At 72.6% G+C, this 18,945-nt stretch carries 15 protein-coding genes; 2 read left to right on the forward strand and 13 right to left on the reverse strand.

The genetic code is table 11. The features are described from left to right. Positions 1–975 (forward strand): glycine betaine ABC transporter substrate-binding protein, encoded by a 975-nt coding sequence (locus ACWDX6_RS25415; protein WP_451487211.1) that lies wholly within the window; start codon positions 1–3, stop codon positions 973–975. A 114-nt stretch (positions 976–1,089) separates the two neighbouring features. On the opposite strand, the gene ACWDX6_RS25420 is transcribed toward ACWDX6_RS25415, so the two are convergent. Beyond that, entirely contained in the window at positions 1,090–1,884 is a 795-nt protein-coding gene (locus ACWDX6_RS25420) for a S16 family serine protease (protein ID WP_451487192.1), read from the reverse strand. Positions 1,885–1,893: 9 nt separating this feature from the next. Beyond that, positions 1,894–3,042 (reverse strand): alpha/beta hydrolase family protein, encoded by a 1,149-nt coding sequence (locus ACWDX6_RS25425; RefSeq protein ID WP_451487193.1) that lies wholly within the window; start codon positions 3,040–3,042, stop codon positions 1,894–1,896. A gap of 84 nt (positions 3,043–3,126) precedes the next feature. On the opposite strand from ACWDX6_RS25425, the gene ACWDX6_RS25430 reads away from it, so the two are divergent. Beyond that, complete coding sequence (locus tag ACWDX6_RS25430) at positions 3,127–4,173, forward strand: ArsR/SmtB family transcription factor (RefSeq protein WP_451487212.1); 1,047 nt, start codon at positions 3,127–3,129, stop codon at positions 4,171–4,173. 75 nt (positions 4,174–4,248) lie between these two features. Here ACWDX6_RS25430 and ACWDX6_RS25435 read toward each other — a convergent pair whose 3' ends face one another. From ACWDX6_RS25435 to ACWDX6_RS25485, 11 genes are all read right to left on the reverse strand, one after another. After that, positions 4,249–4,890: an IclR family transcriptional regulator gene (locus ACWDX6_RS25435; RefSeq protein WP_451487194.1), complete on the reverse strand. Its 642-nt coding sequence runs from the start codon at positions 4,888–4,890 to the stop codon at positions 4,249–4,251. Between the two features lie 377 nt (positions 4,891–5,267). Beyond that, positions 5,268–7,058 carry a DEAD/DEAH box helicase gene (locus ACWDX6_RS25440; RefSeq protein ID WP_451487195.1) on the reverse strand — a complete coding sequence of 597 codons (1,791 nt, stop codon included), beginning with the start codon at positions 7,056–7,058 and terminating at the stop codon, positions 5,268–5,270. Between the two features lie 345 nt (positions 7,059–7,403). Next, positions 7,404–8,906, reverse strand: coding sequence for an MFS transporter (locus tag ACWDX6_RS25445; protein ID WP_451487196.1), 1,503 nt, complete (start codon positions 8,904–8,906; stop codon positions 7,404–7,406). 428 nt (positions 8,907–9,334) lie between these two features. Beyond that, entirely contained in the window at positions 9,335–10,009 is a 675-nt protein-coding gene (locus tag ACWDX6_RS25450) for a hypothetical protein (RefSeq protein ID WP_451487197.1), read from the reverse strand. After that, positions 10,006–10,182 (reverse strand): hypothetical protein, encoded by a 177-nt coding sequence (locus ACWDX6_RS25455; protein WP_451487198.1) that lies wholly within the window; start codon positions 10,180–10,182, stop codon positions 10,006–10,008. The genes ACWDX6_RS25450 and ACWDX6_RS25455 overlap by 4 nt, the downstream gene beginning before the upstream one ends. 358 nt (positions 10,183–10,540) lie before the next feature. Beyond that, a complete protein-coding gene (gene mycP / locus ACWDX6_RS25460) occupies positions 10,541–11,758 on the reverse strand; it encodes a type VII secretion-associated serine protease mycosin (protein WP_451487199.1) in 1,218 nt (405 codons plus the stop codon). A gap of 41 nt (positions 11,759–11,799) precedes the next feature. Beyond that, entirely contained in the window at positions 11,800–11,961 is a 162-nt protein-coding gene (locus ACWDX6_RS25465; protein ID WP_451487200.1) for a hypothetical protein, read from the reverse strand. Between the two features lie 366 nt (positions 11,962–12,327). Next, the gene (locus tag ACWDX6_RS25470; RefSeq protein ID WP_451487201.1) at positions 12,328–14,658 is read right to left on the reverse strand and encodes a xanthine dehydrogenase family protein molybdopterin-binding subunit; all 2,331 of its coding nucleotides are present in this window, start codon (positions 14,656–14,658) and stop codon (positions 12,328–12,330) included. Beyond that, complete coding sequence (locus tag ACWDX6_RS25475) at positions 14,655–16,025, reverse strand: 2Fe-2S iron-sulfur cluster-binding protein (RefSeq protein ID WP_451487202.1); 1,371 nt, start codon at positions 16,023–16,025, stop codon at positions 14,655–14,657. The genes ACWDX6_RS25470 and ACWDX6_RS25475 overlap by 4 nt, the downstream gene beginning before the upstream one ends. Further along, entirely contained in the window at positions 16,022–16,897 is an 876-nt protein-coding gene (locus tag ACWDX6_RS25480; protein WP_451487203.1) for an FAD binding domain-containing protein, read from the reverse strand. Before ACWDX6_RS25480 ends, ACWDX6_RS25475 begins: the two co-directional genes overlap by 4 nt. A 225-nt stretch (positions 16,898–17,122) precedes the next feature. Next, positions 17,123–18,883 carry a beta-N-acetylhexosaminidase gene (locus tag ACWDX6_RS25485; protein ID WP_451487213.1) on the reverse strand — a complete coding sequence of 587 codons (1,761 nt, stop codon included), beginning with the start codon at positions 18,881–18,883 and terminating at the stop codon, positions 17,123–17,125. Positions 18,884–18,945: the final 62 nt, after the last annotated feature.

An 18,945-nucleotide genomic window follows, 5' to 3' on the forward strand; every position in this document is an offset into this window, starting at 1 on the left:
GTGCGTACCGCCGTGGCGGGGCTGCTGGTCCTGGGAGCGGCCCTGACCGGGCTGTCCGGCTGCGGTCTCAAGAGCGGTTCGCCGATGGTGGACGACGTGGTGCCGGGCTCGGTGGGCCGGGGCCGGCCGCTCCAGGGCGCCTCGCTCACCATCACGTCGAAGAACTTCAGCGAGAACATCATCCTGGGCCACATGATCGGCCTGATCTTCAAGGCGGCGGGCGCGGAGGTCCTCGACCGGACCAACCTGCCCGGATCGGTCAGCGGGCGCGAGGCGATCGTGCGGGGCGACGCCGACGCCATCTACGAGTACACGGGCACGGCCTGGATCACGTACCTCGGCAACGCCGAGCCGATCACCGACCCGCAGGCGCAGTGGCGGGCGGTGCGCGAGGCGGATGTGAAACACGGGGTGGCGTGGCTGCCGCAGTCGACGCTCAACAACACCTACGCGCTGGCGATCTCCAAGAAGAACAACGCGAGGTACGGGCTGAAGACGCTGTCGGACGTGGCCGCGCTGGCGCGGAAGGACCCGTCGGCGGTGACGGTGTGCGTCGAGAACGAGTTCGCCTCGCGTGACGACGGACTGCCGGGCATGGAGAAGGAGTACGGGATGAAGCTGCCGGCGGCCGGCATCAGGAAGATGGACGCCGGGATCATCTACACCCAGGTCTCGCAGTCCGACTCCTGCCTGCTGGGCGAGGTGTACACGACGGACGGCCGGATCAAGGCGATGGACCTGACGGTCCTGGCGGACGACAGGCGCTTCTTCCCCAACTACAACGCGGCGCCCGCGCTGCACGCCGAGACGTACGAGAGGTACCCGGCGATCGCCGGCCTGCTGAACCCGCTGAGCGCGCGGCTGACGACGGCGGTGGCGCAGGACCTGAACGCGAAGGTGGACGTGGAGGGGCGGGACCCGCACGAGGTGGCGAAGGAGTGGCTGATCGAGCAGGGCTTCATCAGGGAGGGCTGAGCCCCGACCGACCCGACCGCCCGACCCTCCTGACCGCCCCGCCGCCCTCACCGCCCCGCCGCCCTCACCGCGTGGCCGCCCTCACCGCGTGGCCGTGCCCGCCGAAGGAGCCGGTCAGCAGCTCGGAACCTTCGCCTCCTGCCCCTGCCCCAGGGCCCGGAGGGACGACACGGCGTCGCCGAGGGCGGAGACCGGGATCAGGCGCATCCCCTTCGGCAGCTCCGACTGCGCCTGGGAGCACTCGTCCTTCGGTACGAGAAAGACGCTCGCCCCGTCCCGCCCGGCCGCCTGCGTCTTCAGCGCGACTCCGCCGACCGCTCCGACCGTGCCGTCCGAGCTGATGGTTCCGGTACCGGCGATGGTCCGGCCGCCCGTGAGGTCACCGCCGGATCCGTCGCCGTCGAGCTTGTCGACGATCCCGAGGGAGAAGAGGAACCCCGCGCTGGGCCCGCCGATGTCGGGGAGGCTGAGGGTGACGTCGACGTCCTCGGGGTCCAGCTCCAGGTGGTTGAGGGCGGCGACGACGGCCGAGTCCTGCGACTGCTTCATCTCGGCCAGGTTGTGCTTCTCGACCTCGGCGTCCGACTTCCCGGGAGGGTAGACGGCGTCGCGCGGCAGCACGGCCCGGTCGGTCCGGAACCAGGCGTCGGCGACGACGCCCAAGTCGTTGTCGACACTGGGTCCGGTGGCCACGATGGTCGTCATCAGCAGCTTGCCCCGCGTCGGACGGACCGGCGCGCCACTGATGGTGATCACCTCACGCCCCTTGTACGTGCCGAGCACATCGGCCGTGGAGCCGGGCTGTGCGATGGCGTACGGCAGCGGCGCGAGCCCGACGACGGCGAGGAGCGCGGCGACGGGGAGGGCGCTGAACGCGAGGGCGCGGTTGCGCGTGAGACGGGAGAGCACGGGCCCAATCTACTGTGCGGCCCTCACGGGCAGCCGACGGCCGAAGAACGAGCGGACCTGCCGGCGCACGGCGGGCACGGACGTCCTCGGATCGACCGCGCCGACGAGCCGGACCCGGTCGGCGGTGCTCATCAGGCCGGCGGCGTGCAACCGGGGCACGAGGGCGGCGTAGTCGGTGAACACCCAGTGGTCCGCGTCGTCGAGCTGCCGCCGGTGGATGCGGCCCCCGGGGTGGGCGAGCGCGGCGGACCAGGAGCGGTCGAGCCGCGCGTTGCGGAAGCCGTCGGTGCCGAGCAGGAGGAGCGGGCGGTCGACGCCGTACCGGGCCACCGGGAACAGCGTGCCGTCGGCCTGGTCCAGGTGGCCCTCCAGGTTCACGGCGGCGGCGACGCGCGGGTCGTCGTACAGCGTCTGGGCGGCGGCGGTGCCGCCGGCCGAGTGCCCGTAGACCCCGATCCGCCCCAGGTCGAGGGCGCGGCCGAGGGGCCCCTCCAGAGCTTCGAGCCGGTCGAGGACGAACCGGATGTCGGCGAGGCGGGTGTCGATCATGGTGCGGAACTGCTCGGCGTCGGGCGGCCGGACGAAGACGGTGGGGCGCACCTTGTCGCGCCCGGGGCGCGCGGTGGGGAAGTCCACCTCGCTCGCGTCCCCCGGGTGGTCGACGGTGACGACGGCCCAGCCGTGGCTCGCCAGCTCCTCGGCGAGCGAGGTGCCCATGGTGCGGGCGTCGCCGCCCCCGGGGCTGTAGAGCAGCACGGGCCGGCGGCCGGGCAGGACGGGGGCACCGGTGTGGGCGTGCGCGCGGGTGGCGGCCCAGTCGACCCCGGCCTCGGGCAGGCCCGGGCGGATCCGGGGCGCGAACACGGTGAAGAGCTCCGCGGCGTCCTCGGTCAGCTGGGGTGCGCGCGGAAATCCGCGGACGGTACGGGCCGGGTGGAGGACGGTGACCATGACCTCCCGTACCCCTGTCGCCGGGTCCCAGGGGTCGTTGCGGGAGGGGTCGACCAGGTGGAGGGTGGTGGCACCGATCTTGTACGGGCCGGTGGGCGCGGGGAGCCGCAGGACGAGGTCACGCGGTGTGGGGGTGCCCCAGGCGGGGGCCGGGGTGAGGGCCAGGGCGGCGGCGACGGCGGCCCTGGTGACGGTCCGTCGGTCCATGGGAGAAGGTGTCATGCGGGACAGGCTGCCGCCGGGCCGAGGGCTCCGGCGAAGGTTGAGGCTGTGGACGAAAGGCTTGTGCGGTTGACCCGGATCCGTTTCACGGCGGAGGACTTCGCCCGGGTGCGGTTCGCCGCCAGGCCCGCCCCGGTGCCGGAGCTGAACGCGGCGTTCATGACCCTGCTCGGCGGCGACGACCTGCTCTTCGGCCGCTGGCGGCGGCGGGTGCTGCGGTCACTCCCGGACGCCGCCGCGCCGCTGGCGGACCTCGTCCCGGCGGGCGATCCCCCGCGCTTCCTCGACGTGCTCGGCGAGACGCCGGCGGAGGGCTTCGACCTGGTGGCGTCGGCCCCGCCTGAGCTGGTGCGCTCGGAGCTGGAGCGGGTGTACGCGGGGCGGCCGTCCCCTCGCTGGATCCGGGAGCTCCACGGGGGCGGCACGGCTGCCCGGCAGATCCTGCGCCGCGCCCAACGGGCGGCGTTCGAGACGGTCGTGGCACCGGTGTGGTCGCAGGTCCAGGACCTGCACCGGGCGGAGTTCACCCGCCACGCCCTGACCGTCGCCGAACACGGCATCGGCATGGCGCTGCCGGCACTGGTCCCCGGCACGCGGCTGCACGACGACGTCTGGGAGTGGGCGCCGCCGGGCGGGCGGGAGAGCGACGTCGGCGGGAGCGGGCGGGGACGGGAGGGCGCAGCTGCCGGGCGGGGGCGGGAGACCGGCCTTGGCGGGAGGGGGCTCGGGCGGGAGATCGAGCTCGCCGGGCGCGGGCTGGTCCTGCTGCCGACCTTCCACTGGACCGGCCGCCCGCTCGTCCAGGACCTGCCGGGCCGGCCGGTGGTCGTGACGTACGCGGCGGGGCCGGGTCTGCCGCTCACGCCGGACGGGGCGCCCGGCTCGGAGGAGTCCCTGGCGGCGGTCCTCGGCAGCACCCGCCTCGCACTCCTGCGCGCCCTCACCGACGGGCAGACGACGACGGCCCTGGCCCGCCGCCTGGGCGTCAGCAACGCGACGGCGTCGGCGCACGCGTCGGCGCTGCGGGGCGCGGGTCTGATCACGACGGCGCGAGCGGGAAGGTCGGTGGAACACCGGCGGACAGCGCTGGGGGCGCTGCTGGTGGGCGCCCCCTGAACGGTCGCGCGGCCGGACAACCGGGGTCGCGTGAACCCCGGGCCGGCGCCCTGAACCCCGTAACGGCAGCGCGCCCTAACGCAACGCGTCGGCGACCTCCCTGGCCGCGTCCACGACCCGGGGGCCCACCCGTTCCGGCACCGCGTCCGCGAGCATCACGACGCCCACGCTGCCCTCGATCCCGGTGATTCCGACCAGCGGAGCCGCCGCGCCGCTCGCGCCCGCCTCCAGCTCGCCGTGCGTCAGCGTGAACCCGGGCTCGATCAGGCCGCCCTGGCGGGCCGCCAGGATGGCGCGGCCGGCCGCGCCACGGTCCAGCGGGTGGCGGAAGCCGGCCCGGTAGGCCACGTGGTAGTCGGTCCAGGTCGGTTCGACGACGGCGACGGCCAGCGCCTCCGCCCCGTCGACCAGGGTGAGGTGCGCCGTCGCGCCTATGTCCTCGGCGAGCGAGCGCAGCGCGGGCAGCGCCGCCTCGCGCACCAGCGGATGGACCTGGCGGCCCAGCCGCAGCACGCCCAGGCCGACGCGGGCCCGGCCGCCCAGGTCCCGTCGTACGAGCGCGTGCTGTTCGAGTGTGGCGAGCAGACGGTAGACGACGGTCCTGTTGACACCGAGTTTGTTGGACAACTCGGTGACGGTCAGGCCGTGGTCGGTGTCGGCGAGCAGTTTGAGGACTCGAAGTCCCCGGTCGAGCGTCTGGGAGGTCTCCGCGGTCACGACGCCCTCTCCTTCGGAGTGATCGGAGTGAGTGACGGCGGTCCTCACGAGAGCTGCGACACCGGTCCCGTCGGCGACGCACGTCAGAGGCCGCCGGCAGGCCATGCGCACCGGCTGCGCTCCGCGGCGGCGCTGCCACGGGGCGTTTGCATTGCGGGGACAGTAGCGAGCCACTCCGCTCAGCGGAAGACCTCGTCCAGAATCCGGGCGCGTGCGACCCGATACACCCGCTTCGGGGTGCGAGTCGGCCGGTCAGAGGGCGTTTGACCGACAAGATCGACTATGTCGGCGGCGTACGAGCGGGGTACGAGCGGGGCCCGTACGCGGCTGCGCGTACGGGCCCTCGGCTGTGTCTTCCGACAGATCGCGGTGGTGGATCACCTCATGCGGGTGGCCCATTCCTGCACCTTCTTGATCCGCTCGCGGATCTGCCCGGCGGTCGCCTCGGCGGTCGGCGGCCCGCCGCACACCCGCCGCAGCTCGGTGTGGATGACCCCATGGGGTTTGCCGCTCTGGTGTACGTACGCGCCGACCATCGTGTTGAGCTGCTTGCGCAGTTCGAGAAGCTCCTTGTGCGAGACGACGGGGCGCCGCTCCGCCGGGAGTTCCAACAGGTCGGCCTCGGTGTCGGGCTTCTTCCGGCTGTGCGCGATCTGCCGGGCCTGCCGCTTCTGGAGGAGGAGCTGCACCTGGTCGGGTTCGAGGAGCCCGGGGATGCCGAGGTAGTCCTGCTCCTCCTCGCTGCCCGGGTGGGCCTGCATGCCGAACTCGGCACCGTCGTAGAGCACGCGGTCGAAGACGGCGTCGGACTCCAGCGCCTCGAAGGGCAGCATGTCCTGTTCGCCGGTGTCCTCGTCCTGCTGCTTCTCCGCCTCCGCCATCTCCTTCTCGGACTCGGCGTACGGGTCCTCCTCGCCGTCCTTCTTCGGCCTGTCGAGGACGTGGTCGCGCTCGACCTCCATCTCGTTGGCGAAGCCGAGGAGGTTGGGGATGGTGGGAAGGAACACGGAGGCGGTCTCGCCGCGCCTGCGCGAACGTACGAAACGTCCGACGGCCTGCGCGAAGAAGAGCGGGGTCGAGATCGTGGTCGCGTACACACCGACGGCGAGGCGGGGCACGTCGACGCCCTCGGAGACCATGCGGACGGCGACCATCCAGCGGTCGTCGCTCTCACTGAACTCGTCGATCCGCTTCGAGGCGCCGACGTCGTCGGAGAGGACGACCGTGGCCTTGGTGCCGGTGATCTCGCGGATCAGCTTGGCGTAGGCGCGGGCGGAGTCCTGGTCGCTCGCGATGACCAGACCACCGGCGTCGGGGATGCCCTTCCTGACCTCGGTCAGCCGCCGGTCGGCGGCGCGCAGCACGTTCGGCATCCAGTCGCCGCGCGGGTCGAGCGCGGTCCGCCAGGCCTGCGAGATGGCGTCCTTGGTCATGGGCTCGCCGAGGCGGGCGGCGATCTCGTCGCCGGCCTTGGTGCGCCAGCGCATGTTGCCGCTGTAGGAGAGGAAGATGACGGGCCGGACGACACCGTCGCCCAGGGCGTTCCCGTAGCCGTACGTGTAGTCCGCCGACGAGCGCCGGATCCCGTCGTTGCCCTCCTCGTACGTGACGAAGGGGATGGGGTTGGTGTCCGAGCGGAAGGGCGTACCGGTCAGCGCGAGGCGGCGGGTCGCCGGATCGAACGCCTCCAGGCAGGCCTCGCCCCAGGACTTCGAGTCACCGGCGTGGTGGATCTCGTCGAGGATGACCAGCGTCTTGCGCTGCTCACAGCGGTTGCGGTGGAGCATCGGGCGGACGCCGACTCCGGCGTACGTGACGGCGACGCCGTGGTACTCCTTGCTGAGCGGTCCGGCGCTGTAGTCCGGGTCGAGCTTGATCCCTATCCGCGCGGCGGCGGCGGCCCACTGCTTCTTCAGGTGCTCGGTGGGGGCGACGACCGTCACCTGCTGGACGACATGGTGGTGCAGCAGCCAGGACGCGAGAGTCAGCGCGAAGGTGGTCTTTCCGGCGCCGGGCGTCGCGACCGCGAGGAAGTCGCGGGGCTGTTCCTGGATGTACTTCTCCATGGCCCCCTGCTGCCAGGCGCGCAGCTTGTTGGCCGTGCCCCAGGGGGCGCGGCCGGGAAAGGCGGGAGAGAGGTGATGGGAGGAGGTGGCGGTGGTAGTCACGGTCTCCGGTTCGACGCTCGTCCAGATATGACAACCGGGCCACCCTACCGGTGCGGTCGTCCCAGGAGGGGACGGACGACGCCGTGACCTCGCGGGGTGCGGCGAGTGTCACAACGGCCGACCGAGCTCACGCGCGCTGCGACTCGGCGGACGCTGCCGCCTTGGCGGGCTCCGGGCTCGGTGGGCACCCCAGCCGACAGCGCGGCGAAGGCGGGCCTCCAGCGAGAGGCCGGCCGCAAGGGCAGGCTCCGGCCCGAGCGCTCCGGCCGAAAGCCGCCGGTCGGCATCGCTCGGGGGTCGCCGAGCTTCACGCCGCAGCCGAGCCGCCCGGCCGGGATCGTAGGGTCACGCCGCGTCACCCGGCGTCGTTCTCAGCCGCGTGGCGACCCACGCCCCCACCGCCGCCACCCCCGCCATCGGCAGGAACACCGCCGCGAAAGCCGCCGGGTGCGAGCCCGCCGCCGTGGCCGAGGCCGTCGCGGTGTTCGCCGCGTGGCCCACCGCGCCGCCGCCCAGCGCGGCGAAGGCCGCGCCGCCCGCGGCGAGGAGCAGGACGTTGGACAGGCCGTCCGAGATCTGCAGCGCCGCCGAGTTCGTGCCCGCCTCCTCCGGCGCCGACAGTTTCAGGAGCAGCACGCTCGTCGAGGCGATGACCATGCCCATGCCCAGGCACCCGAACCCCCACGCCACCGCGACCACCCACACCGGCACCGAGGCGATCAGCACGCTGGGCGCGGCCGCGATCGCCGCCGCCACGAGCAGCATGCCGACGACCACCAGCCGCTCCCGGTACGGCTCCGTCCACGGCCGCGACTGGAGGAAGGAGCCCAGCGCCCAGGTCGCACCGCCGACCGCGAGCGAGAGGCCCGCGAGCGTCGGGCTGAGGCCCCGCTGGGTGACCAGCATCAGCGGGATGAAGGACTCGGCGGCGATGAAGGACCCGGCCGCGATCCCGCGCAGCAGCACCACCGACGGCAGCCCCCGCGCCGCCCGGTACGTGCCGGGCGGCAGCAGGCCGTCCTTGCGTACCGCCGCCGGCACCAGCAGCGCCGCACCGGCCACCGCCGGCAGCAGGGAAAGCCAGCGCAGCTCCTGACCGGCGTACTGCAGCAGCCCCGCGCCGACCGAGATGCCCAGCGCGAGCCGGATCCGCCGCCGGTCGTACGGCGGGAGCGGCGCGGCGGGGTCGGCGGGCCCCGACGCGGTGCGGCGGATCGCGGGCAGGGCGAGGGCGAGGGGCAGCACGACGAGGACGGGGATCCCGACGAAGACCCAGCGCCAGCCGAGGTGCTCGGTGATGGTTCCGGAGGCCAGGGGGCCGACGACCGAGGGGATGACCCAGCTGGCCGCGAACGCGGCCATGATCGCGGGCCGCAGCTGCTCGGAGTACGCCCGGCTGACGACGACGTACAGCGCGACGATGACCAGGCCGCCGCCGAGCCCCTGGACGGCCCGGCCGAGGATGAACAGCCACATCGTGCCCGCCGTACCGGAGAGCAGCAGCCCGGCGGCGAAGGCGGAGATGCCGACGGTGAGCGGGGCGAGCGGCCCGGCGCGGTCGGACCACTGCCCGGACAGGACCATGGCGAAGAGGCTGGTGGTGAAGTAGGCGGAGAAGGCGAAGGCGTAGAGGGGAATGCCGTTCAGCTCCCGCGCGGCGACGGGCATGGCGGTACCGACGGCGGTCGCCTCGAAGGCGATGAGCAGGACGACGGAGACGACGCCGATACTGAGCGCCCGGTGAGCCCGGTCGAGGACGGATCCACCCGCGGACTGCGGGGACGCTGCTTCGGCGGGTTCGACGACTTCGGCGTCGGCGTCGGCGTCACGGGGTTCCAAGGCACTCATGCCCTTCAGAGTAAGGGGCGTAGGCCGGGATGAGCCCTGTCGCACGACGGAGAGGGGTCATCCCTTGGTCGTACGACCATGAGGGCGCAGGGCAGTCGTGTCACGGCCGGCCCGGAACGCCTGAACCCCTCGCACTCGTAGTCGCACTGGCAGTCGACACGACCGCGTACCCGGTGTGATCAGGGTCCCGACTGCGGCTCGACTGCGGCTCGAGTGAGATGGGCCCGAATCGACCGCGGTCTCCCTCCAGCGGCCCCGGCGTCAGCCCCCTTGAGATCCTGGGGCGCGGGCGGCGCCACGACGCCGCCCGCGATCGAGGGCTGCACCGTGTGGCTCCCGGCCCCCGACCGCCCCGACCCTGCACCCCGGAAGCCGCACGTCACGTCCGGCTCACGGCCGACGCCGTCACGGGGCCTGCGCGGGACAGGTCAGGGGCGGAGGTCCGCGGGCACGGGCACCGGCTGAACACATCCGAGCCGCTTCTGCGCGTCCTGTACCAAGGACGCCAGCAGCTTGCCGAGCAACGCTTCCCTGTCCCCGCCCAGCCCTTGGTCCAGCACGGAAACCTCCAGCGGCAACCCACTGCGCTGTGCCTGGTCGGCTCCCTCGATCCGGCACGGCAGTACGGCGGCGACTCCGCTCGTACGCTTCAGCGACTGCACGTAGACGTCGTCCGACGCCTTGCGCCACTCCTGTGCCGAGTCTTTCCTGGTCACGGAGTCCATCGCCAGAACGGACCACTTGACCTGGCCGGTCACCCAGGCCTGCCGGTTCTTGTCAGCGGCCTCCAGCCGACACACGTCGTACCAGGCGCGCGACAGGTCGTCGCCCTCCGCCTTCCAGCCGCGCGCCTTCTCGGCCATCAGGGCCTTCATCTGGTCCAGCGACTTGCTCTGTGCCTGGAGCTCGCCGCCGCCCAGCCCCTTCCGGACCGCGTCGACGTTCTCCTCCCCGAACAACTCCTGGCAAGCCTTCAGCGCCGCGGACGTATCCGTCTTGCTCTCTCCGCCGGAACCACCACCGGAACAGGCCGATGCCGACAGCCCGATCACGACGGCGGCTGCAAGGCTCCCGGCGCACCGGGCAAAGAACGCGTTGCTCACTTGACCTTCATCCCTCCGCCGGCCGCGACCATGCCGTTACGGTACGAGGTCTCGGCCTCCCGGATCAGCTCGCGCTTCTCGTCGAGGGACATGCCCACGGATTCCGCGTAGTTGAGCAGAGGGGTCATCGCACTGTTCTGTCCGGACATCTGGGTCTGGAGGATGGCGTCCATGGCCTGGTCGTCGTTGTTGTACTCGTTGTCCTTGAGGTACTGCAGCGTGTCGGTGGCGTAGCTGGTACTGACCGCCGCGCCCGCGCTCTTGGTCAGGTCGATGGCGCGCTGGACAGCGAGGGAAGCACCGCCACCGCTGACGCCGCGCGACGAGCGTCACTGAGAGCCCGACCGCTGCCGAGAGCCGAGCGTGCATCCCTGCGTCGACATTTGCCGCAAGCCGTCACCGACACGAGAACGACCAACTGCGCGGGTAGCCCCCCTCTTCTCAAGGCCGCTCTCATGCCACCTTCCCACCCCTTACTCGCCGTACGGCCCCGCCACTACCGGCTGCAGTGTGCTTACCGCGCGGACGAACTCACCGCCGGGACCGGACGATCGGGACGGCCACTGCGGCGCCGATGAGGACGGCCGCGCCGATGCCGAGGCCGATCCAGAGGCCGGTGTTGCTCTCCTCTTCCTGAGCCACCGGAGCCGGGGCCGGGGCACCAGGCTGTTCGGCGGTCTTTGAAGGGGCGGCGGAGGGCGACGCGCTCGCGACAGGGGCGAGATCGGGGATGGGGCGGACGTCGGCGGGGCCAGGGTCGCCCGGGGTCTTCAAGGCACGGAAGGGGCGGATGGCGCCGTAACCGAGGTGATCGTTGCGCTTCTCGTCGGCAGAGGGAGGTGCGATGGTGTTGAGCATGACCCTGAGGACCTGATTGTTGGTCCAGTCAGGGTGCTTGGACCAGATGAGGGCGGCGGCAGCCGAGGCGATGGCGGTGGCCGCGCTGGTGCCGTGCGACTTGCAGAGACCCGTGTCGTTGCCGCAGGCATGGACCATCTGATCGCCGGGCGCCACAACGTCCACCTGTGGACCGTACTGGGACTCCTTGGTGCGCGTCAGCTTCTTGTCGATGGCTCCGACACCCACGACACCGGGCGTCGCTCCCGGATACTCAGCTTCGTTCCCCTTGTCAGCGCTGTTGCCCACCGCCGCAAACACCAAGGCACCCTTGTCCAAAGCGTACTTCACGGCGTCAGTGAGCTCCTGCGAGCCAGAGTCGAAGCCCATCGAGATGTTGATGACCTTGGCACCGGAGTCAGCCGCATACCTGATCGCACCAGGCGCGATCTTGTTGAACTCGCGATCTGCGTCTGCCTGGCTTACGGCGCCCTCTTCTCCATCCGGTAGCCGAATGGGGAGGATCTTTACCCCTGGGGCGAGGCCGAAGGCACCGTCCCCGCCGCCGCTCTGGCCCGTGCCGGCAATGAGCCCAGCCATGCCAGTCCCATGGCCCGCGTAATCGGTGTGCTCGTCGCCCCTCGCTTCAGGCGCGAGATCCTTCCCATCGAGCACTCGCCCTGACAGATCGGGGTTCTTCCTGTCCACCCCACTGTCGATGACTGCGACAGTGACGCCCTTGCCGGTGCTGATCTTCCAGATCTTCTCAGCACCCAGGATGTCCAGGTGCCACTGCTGCGAACGGATCGACTCCGCATGCGCGGGAACGGATGCGATGCCCACCAGCAGCATCCCCAGAGCGGCCGAAGCGACTGTCCGACCACGGCCCGAACGAATACTGCTGGTACGCATCTACTTCCTCTGGCTCATCAGTCGATAACAGGCGGCGCGACTCAACGGCCACCCTGCTGCCAGGTCTCCTCGTCCTCGACGAGGTAGTCCGGGCCGCTCTCCATTGCTGTCCTCGCGACGGGAACCCACACCGTGGGCACCCCCTGCCACGCCCCACCACGCCCCACCACGCCCGACCGGTCCCGTTCCGGTACCAGCGCCACTGGGAGTACCGCCCCGCACGAGCCCGGATCCTCCCGGGGTGAACGGACGGGCACTCACCGCACCCGGCTGCTGCGGACGACCTCCGACGACGCCACCGGTCTCGACGGCAAGACGGCGGCCACCGCTGATGCCGTTCTGCCCGCCGCCCGGTCCGCCCATGGGGCCACCGCCCATGCCGGGGCCCATGGGTGCGCGGCCCGTGCCTGTGCCGTGTTCGGCCCCGATCACAGGGCTGCGCGGAATGCCCGTTGCCGCCCGTCCCGAGGTGGGCGACACCGGCCGGCCGCCGGAAATGCCATCGCGAGGCATTCCAAGAGGACCGATCGGCGCACCTCCCGGTTGCAAGAGCAACGCGAATCACATGGTTACGAATTGGGTACGGCCACCGCCGCCTGGGGCCTGATCGGAAGGCGGTTGACGGGGCGTCCGGTTGCCGCGCGGACCGCTGAGGCTACCGCCGCCGGGGAGGTGACCACCGGGACCGCGCTCGCCGCCTTCGCGCCGAAGGGGGCCACGACGTCGCGTTCCTCGACGAGTTTCACGATGCGAATGTCCGGGGCGTCCAGGGATGTCGGGAGTGCGTAGCCCGTCAGGTCCGGGTGGCGGACCAGGCCGCGGGCCGTGCGGAGGTTCTCCGTCAGGGCCGCGCCGATGCCCTGGGTGATGCCCGCTTCGATGCGGGTGGCCAGTTGGGCGGGGTTGAGGACGCGGCCGACGTCCTGGGCCACGGCCATCTCCACCACGCGGACCGAGCCGAGTTCGATGTCGACGTCCACCACCGCGCGGATCGCGCAGAAGGCGAGGCCGACGAAGGCGTCGCCCTGGCCGGAGTCGTCCAGGGGCTCGGTCGGGTGGGGGCGGCACTGGGCGGTCGCCCAGAGTTCCTTGCCGTCCATCGCCTCGGTGACCGTGGTCGACAGGACACCGTCGTACGAGGTGATCTTGCCGTCCGTGATCTGGAGCAGCTCCGTGGACATGCCGAACTTGTGGGCCAGCGGCTGGAGCAGTTGGGTGCGGACCATCTTCGCCGCCCGCTCCACCGCACCGCCCGAGACCCAGGTGTGCCGGCCGTGCGTGGCCGGCCCCGCCGGGGGCTGGTCCGTGTCGACGCCGGCGACGTGGACCTCGTCGATCCCCAGCGTCTCCTGGACGATCTGGCGGGCGAGGGTGGTGAAGCCGGAACCGGTGTCCACGGCCGAGCAGATCACCGTCGCGACCCCGTCGTGGACCTTCACCGTCGCCGTCGACACCTCGTCCGCGCCCTCGGCGCCGAGCATGTGGACCATGCCCAGGGCGTACCCGACGCCCCGCCGCACCGCGCCCGGTTCGCCCGCGCCCTCCGGGCCGCCCGGCAGCAGCCAGTCGTCCTCCGGGGTGTCCAGGGGCAGGGCGGGCAGCGGGAAGTCGCGTACCGCGGAGAGGAGTTCGGCGACCGGCGCCGGGCAGGTCACCGTCTGGCCGGTGGGGAGGATGTCGCCGGTCGCGAGGACGTTGCGCAACCGCAGGTCGGCCGGGTCCATGCCCAGCTTGGCGGCCAGTTTGTCCATCTGCGCCTCGTAGGCCGCGCACACCTGCATCGCGCCCTCGCCCCGCACATGGCCGGACGGCGGGTTGTTCGTACGGACCGCCCAGCCCTCGATGAAGGCGTGCGGCACGACGTACGGGCCGCAGGCGAAGGAGACCGCGGCGGCCAGCGACTCGGAGGAGGCGTCGGCGTACGCGCCCGCGTCGAGCAGGATCTGCGCCTCCACCTTCACCAGCCTGCCCTCCGCGTCCGCGTGGTGGCGGTAGCGCAGCAGCGTCGGGTGGCGGTGGGCGTGGCCGAGGAAGGACTCCTCGCGGGTGGCGGTCAGTTTGACCGGGCAGCCGGTACGCAGCGCCAGCAGGCCCAGGGGGATCTGGAAACCGGGGTCCTCGCGGTCACCGGTCGCGCCGGGCACGCCCGTGACGACGACCTTCACCTGGTCGGGGGTGAGGCCGAAGCAGGCGGCGGCCAGGTCCCGGTCGGTGTGCGGGTCGGTGGAGGCGGTGTAGATCTCGACGCCGCCGTCGGGGCGCGGTACGGCGAGTCCCGCCTCGGCGCCGATCGGCGCCGGGTCCTGGCGCCCGATGCGGTAGAGCCCCTCGACCACGACCTCTCCGGCCGCCTCGGCGTCGCCGAAGCGCAGGGGGATGTGCCGGATCAGGTTTCCGTCGGGGTGCAGGGCGGGCGCGGCGAAGGCCTTCTCCGGGTCCGTGACCGGCTCCAGGACCTCGTACTCGACGGCGATCGCCGCCGCCGCGAGCCGGGCCGTGTCCGGGTGGTCGGCGGCCACGGCCGCGATGGCCTCGCCGTGGTGGCGGACCAGTTCGGAGGCGAAGACCGGACGGTCCGCGACGGTGCGGCCGTACGTCGCCTCCCCCGGCACGTCGGCGTGCGTCACCACGGCCCGTACGCCGGGCATCTCGGCCGCCGCCGTCGTGTCGATCGAGACGATCCGGGCGTGCGGGTGCGGCGAGCGCAGCAGGGCGGCCCACAGCAGGCCCTCGGCCCAGAGGTCGGAGGCGTACGGGAAGGTGCCCTCGGTCTTGGCCCGCGCGTCGGCCGGCGGGAGCGAGGTGCCCAGGCCGTGGGGCGGCAGGTCCTGCTGGTCGCCGTCGAGCGCGGTGGCGCCCGTGGCGCCGGTGGTGGTGGCGGTGGTCGCGTCGCTGCTCACGCCATGCCTCCGTCGTGCGGGTGGGGGATCTGGTGCGGGATACGCGCTTCGCCGGCGTGCTCCGCCGCCGCGCTCGCCTCGCGCTCGGCGACGACCTCCCGTACGGCGTCGAGGACGCCGCGGTAGCCGGAGCAGCGGCAGAGGTTGCCGCAGAGCGCCTGGCGGGCCTCGAGCTCCGTGGGAGCGTGGTTGCCCTCCAGGAGGTCGTGGACGGTCATCGCCATGCCCGGGACGCAGAAGCCGCACTGGACGGCCCAGCACTTCGCCAGCGCGCGCTGTACGTCGGACGGTTCGCCGTCGGACGCGAGGCCCTCGACCGTACGCACCTCGCTGCCGGCGGCCGTCGCCGCGGGCACCAGGCAGGAGGCGACGAGCCGGCCGTCGACCTGGACGTTGCAGGCACCGCACTCGCCCTGCGAGCAGCCGTCCTTGGCGCCCGCGAGTCCGAGGCGCTCGCGCAGCACGTAGAGCAGGGACTCGCCGATCCAGGAGTCGGTGACGGGGCGGTCGGCGCCGTTCACCCGCAGGACGTACGAGGTGTGCGGGTGCTCGTCGCTGTCCGCGCTGCTGCCCGTGGAGACGACGGGGGCCGCCTGCGCTTCCTCCGGTGTCTCCGCCGGCGCCCCTCCCGGGGCGGCCTCCGGGAAGGGCTCCGCCTGGAACTCCGGCTCCGGTGCGGGCTCCGCCTGAAGCTCCGGCCCAGGATCCTGCCCCTGCTGCTGCTCACCCTCCGGTACGGGCTCCGGTACGGGCTCCGGTACGGGCCCCGCTTCGAACCCCGGCTCCGGTGGCTCCTCATGCGTCTCCGGTACGGAAACGGCCTCCGCCCACGGCGCCGGTGCGCCGCCGGGGAGGGTGGCCGGGGCGCTGCTCGCGTACTGCGACAGCATCGAGGCCGTGTACTCGCCCGAGTCGTCCGGACTGTCCGGTGCGACCGGAATCCTCCACTGACCGGTCGGCCCCGCGTCCGCCTCGGGAACCTCCGGAACCTGGGGAACCTCGGGAAGCTCATACACCCCCGGACCCTCGTGCCCACCAAAGCCCTCGTGCACCCCAGGGTCCTCATGACCCTCGTGCCCACCAAAGCCCTCGTGCACCCCAGGGTCCTCATGACCCTCGTGCGACTGGTGCGCCTCCGTGAAGCTCCACTGGCCCGTCGCCGCCGGGTCGGTCGCCGGCGCGGGCGTCAAGGGCGTCAGGGGTGTGATCATCGGCGGTACGTAACCGTGCCCCGGCGCCTCCAGCGGGACGCCGTCGAGCATGAACTCGGGCGGCAGCTGGACGAAGGCGGTGGCGTCGCCGTCGTACCCCTCGCTCTGCGGGATCGGCTCCCAGCCACCCGTCCGGTCATCGTGCTCGTTGCTCACGACAGCGCCCTCCCCAGTGCTCGTCGGGCCAGCGCGGCGACGGTGCGCCGCAGGTGCAGTACGGCCGGCGGCAGCTGCTCGTCGCCCTGCGGGTCCGGGATGCAGGCGGCGGCGACGTACTCGCCGAACGCCGTCAACGCCTCCGGTGCGAGACCCCGCTCGCCGTCCCAGTCCACCAGCGAGGCGATCCAGTGCTCCGCCTCGAGAGGCCGCAGGGGCATCGGCGCGATGGCGCCCACCGCGCAGCGCACACCGCGCCTGGCCGGGTCCAGGACGACGGCGACGGACGCGGTGGCGCGGGCCGGGCCGGTGCGGCCGGTGGCCTTGACGAAGACCTGGGGGGCGTGCAGCAGGGGCACGCGGACGAAGGCGACCAGTTCGCCGGGGGCCAGCAGGTCGCGGCCCGCAAGGAGGTGGGAGACGGGGATCTCGCGCGTGCCGAGCGGCCCCATGACGACGAGGTCGGCCTCAAGGGCCGCCAGGACGGGCAGCGAGTCGCCCGTGGGGGCGGCGGTGACGACGTTGCCGCCCAGGGTGCCGGCGTTGCGGATCTGGGGCGGTCCCGCGGCCCGCGCGGCCGCGGCGAGGGCGGGGATGAGGGCGGCGAAATCGGGGCGGCCCATGCGGGAGTGGGTGAGACCGGCGCCGAGCAGCGCGTGACCGTCCTGGTACTGCCAGCCGCGGATCTCGTTAATCCGCCCGAGACCGACGAGCCCGGCCGGCCGGAGCTGGCCCTTGTTGACGGCGGCCATCAGGTCGGTGCCGCCCGCGACGGGCACGGCGGCCGGCATGGCGGTGAGCGCCGCCACGGCCTCGTCGAGTGAGGCGGGCAGCGTCACGGACTGCGCCGTCTGTGGTGCGTGCGTGGTCAACCCGCTGCCCCTTCCCGGTGTCCCCGGCGGTCCCCGACTCGTCCGCGGCTGTGACGCCTGTGTGGCCGTACCGTACGTGCTCACAGCCTGGACGTGGCAACTCTGGCACATCTTCCGGGCCGTCCGGCGCGAGGGTCCACGAAGGAAGGTTCCGTCCAGGACGTCCCACGAGAGACAGTAACTTCCCATTTGCCGCTCTTGGGTGGCGTCGGGGAGCGAGGTGGCTCACACGTTCGGGGGCGCCCCCTCGATGGGTCGGCCGAGCACCCCGGGGCGGCGCTGCCAGGGCGCCGGTCCGGTCGGCGGGCGGTAGGCGACGCCGAGGGCGTCGAGGCGCCGGTAGTGCGAGGTCATCCGCCGCTCGAAGTCCGCGAAGTCCCGTTCGACCGGTACGGGGAGGGCCGACCAGACGACCTCGGCGAAGGCGGCGAGGCGGGGGAAGACCTGGTAGTCGACGCGGGCCCGGTTCTCCATGACCTCGGTCCAGACGTTGGCCTGGGCGCCGATGACGTGCGCGGCCGCTTCGGGTGACAGGGACGGCGGTACGGGCTCGAAGCGGTAGACGTCCTCCAGGGTCCGTACGTACCCGATGGGCATCGGCTCGTCGTCGCCCGGTGCCTGACGGTGGTCCAGATACACCTGCTGCTCGGGGCACATGACGACGTCGTGCCCGGCTTCGGCGGCCGCGATCCCGCCCACGTAGCCGCGCCAGGAGGAGACGGCGGCGCCGGGCCCGAGGCCCAGTGCCGTCGTCTCGCCGCCGGGCGCCGGCACCCGCTGTCGGCGCTCCTCGTCGTGCGGCGCCGAAGCTTCCGTTTCGGCATCGGCGCGCTCTTCGGCTCGGCTTCCGCCCTCCAGGATCTCGTCCCAGCCGATCAGGCGCCGGCCCCGGTCGGCGAGCCAGCGGTCGAAGTGGCGGACGAACCAGGACTGCAGGCCGTCCTCGTCGGCGAGCCCGAGCTCCTCGATGCGGGCCTGGGCGGTGGCCGACCGCTTCCACTGGTCCTTGGGGCACTCGTCGCCGCCCACATGGATGAACGTCGAAGGGAAGAGGTCGAGGACCTCCTCGAAGACGCCCTCGTAGAACCGCAGTACGTCGTCGGTGGGGGCGAGCACGTTCGGGTTGACGCCCCAGGTGTCCCAGACGGTCAGGGCGGCCGTGTCGACGACGTCGGTGTTGCCCAGTTCGGGGTGGGCGGCGATCGCGGCCTGCGCATGGCCGGGGATGTCGATCTCGGGGACGACGGTGATGTGCCGTTCGGCGGCGTAGGCGACGATCTCGCGGATGTCGTCCTGGGTGTAGAAACCGCCGTGCGGCGTCTCGTTCCACAGCGGCGAAGCCCGGTGCCCCCACTTGGTCCGGGGCCGCCAGGCGCCGATCCCGGTGAGCTTCGGACGGCGTTTGATCTCCAGGCGCCAGCCCTGGTCGTCGGTGAGGTGGAGGTGGAGGACGTTGAGCTTGTGGGCGGCCAGGAGGTCGAGGTAGCGCAGCACGTCGTCCTTGGGCAGGAAGTGCCGGGCGACGTCGAGCATGAGCCCGCGCCACCCGAAGCGGGGCGCGTCCTCGACGGTGATCGGGGGGAGGTCCCGGGCGCCGCGCCGGAGAGGAGCCTTCCGGTACGTGTCGGGCCCCAGGAGCTGCCGGAGCGTCTGGGCGCCCCAGAAGACCCCGGCGGGGCCGCCGCCTTCGATGAGGACGGCGGCGTCCGCGACGGAGCCGTCGGTGGAGAGCCGGTAGCCCTCGGGGCCCCGCTCGCGCTCCACGTCGGCGCTGATCCGCAGCGTGATGCCGTACGGATCGGGGCCCCGGCCGTCCGGGAACGCCAGGCCGGTCGCGGCACCGAGCACCTCGCGCAGCCAGCGCGCGGTGCCCTCCGTGCCGGGCCCGGCGTCGAGTGTCGTCCGCTCGTCGAGCGAGCGGAGGCCGGGGGCGCCGTCGCGGCACTCCGTCACCAGCGGCGCGGGGATGAGGTGCGTCTCGGACATCGGGTCGGTCCTCGGCTCCGGCATCGCGTCGGCCCGCGTCTCCGACGTCGGGCCGGTCTCGC

The sequence above is a fragment of the Streptomyces sp. NPDC003027 genome, from assembly GCF_053591435.1.

Bases quoted from the DNA above. Each gene is read 5' to 3' on its own strand.
- ACWDX6_RS25425 (WP_451487193.1), bottom strand. From the start codon at position 3,042: ATGGACCGACGGACCGTCACCAGGGCCGCCGTCGCCGCCGCCCTGGCC.
- mycP (WP_451487199.1), bottom strand. From the start codon at position 11,758: ATGCGTACCAGCAGTATTCGTTCGGGCCGTGGTCGGACAGTCGCTTCG.
- ACWDX6_RS25445 (WP_451487196.1), bottom strand. From the start codon at position 8,906: ATGAGTGCCTTGGAACCCCGTGACGCCGACGCCGACGCCGAAGTCGTC.
- ACWDX6_RS25485 (WP_451487213.1), bottom strand. From the start codon at position 18,883: ATGTCCGAGACGCACCTCATCCCCGCGCCGCTGGTGACGGAGTGCCGC.
- ACWDX6_RS25455 (WP_451487198.1), bottom strand. From the start codon at position 10,182: ATGGACGCCATCCTCCAGACCCAGATGTCCGGACAGAACAGTGCGATG.